The sequence below is a fragment of the Ruminococcus sp. 1001713B170207_170306_F1 genome (assembly GCF_015668065.1).
In the GTDB taxonomy this organism is placed as follows: Bacteria; Bacillota; Clostridia; order Lachnospirales; family Lachnospiraceae; genus Blautia_A; species Blautia_A faecis.
On the sequence record NZ_JADPEX010000066.1, the window covers coordinates 1 to 1426 of the forward strand.

At 38.2% G+C, this 1426-nt stretch carries 1 protein-coding gene and 1 pseudogene; both read right to left on the bottom strand.

Annotated elements, in window-relative coordinates:
• Positions 1-515: pseudogene (locus tag I4V84_RS19465) on the bottom strand (hypothetical protein); the annotation flags it as partial.
• A 62-nt stretch (positions 516-577) separates the two neighbouring features.
• On the bottom strand, positions 578-1426 hold an 849-nt coding region (locus I4V84_RS19470), incomplete at its 5' end, for a DUF5688 family protein (RefSeq protein WP_195993196.1).

The following is a 1426-nucleotide window of genomic DNA, read 5'->3' on the forward strand; positions in this document are numbered from 1 at the left end:
AGGCTCCATTCCTGCTTCTCGTAGTTATAAGACATATGCATCTTACAAATACAGTTTTTATGCTGTTCCTTAAATTTCTGAAACAATTCTTCCTTTTTCTGATTTACCTGGTCTTCCAAATATTCTGCACTTTTTTCATACTGGTAATCTGATACTATATGGCAGGCACAGAAGCCGAAGTTATCTTCCCTTAATAAAGGATGATTCTGTTCACAATTTTTCTTATGCCATGGACACCGAAAAACGACATTATCATTTTCAAAGCAGAATGTTTCCTCCAGGTAATCTATATCGTTAATACATTTTTCCCAACTCACGTATAGACCACAGCCAGACATAAATGCTTTCTTTTCCAGATAATCTTTGGTATATATAAAACCGCCGCATGAATTTTCAAGTGGTGACTTTCCCAGCCTTCCGTTTCCGATTCGAACATAGTCCGGATAGTGTTCCGCCGTATATCCTTGAAGAAGCAGCTCCTGTGTCAACAAATTGTATTCGTATCCCTCGGACATTTTCTTCTCCTCTTAACAAAAGATACGGCAGGAAATTCCCGCCGCATCTCGTTCCTTATCATTTAATTTTCCTCATCCATACGGATTGTTGTAACTAACATTTTCAGACTGCCTTGAAGCATAATAAATTTATCCTCTTCCCTGCAGTAATAATAGACCTTATCCGTTAAAAACTCCTTTTGGAATGTCATTCTCGAATTGGAAGTTCTTAATAAATTCTCAAGTTCTTCTAAGCTGCAAAGTTTTGAGCTGTGTATCAGGGCTTCATGCACACTGCTAAATACCACATAAAAATCCCCATCCATTAATTCCACCAGTTTTTTTATCACTTCTGGATACAGGACTGCCACAGCTCCATTTGTGAGTCCTTTTACGCTAAGACAGATTCCCTCCTTCTTTTTTTTATCCGAAATAAAATAGGGATCCACATTCATGAAGTCATCACCAGCATACCCCGGAGTGTACATCATTTTTTTGAAATCATAGATTCTTGGAGACAATATACGATAACTGTTTAAAAGAGCATCGTGTAAAACATCGTCTTTTTCCAAGCCCCATGTTTCCAAATATTCCGATCTGACTTTCAAATATGTAATCCCATTCTTCAAGGTTCCTGCATGCACATATAACGTGATTGCAATGTCCCCCATTGTTTTATATACGGCATTTTTCAGTTCATGCCTGTGTTTTTCCAGGTTCAAAAGCCCCAGAAAGAGATGTTCCCTGACTTTTTCATAGTCATTCAGATATCTGGTATTTTCCATATTTCCCACTCTATCCAGGTCACACTTCACCCTTGCTTCTATGTTTTTCATAGAAGTTCCTTCTACATAATCCTGGTAAAGTTCTTCCACAAAAATCCCGCAGATGTCTTTTCCGGAATCCGTTTCAGCGCAGACTACAAATAACCG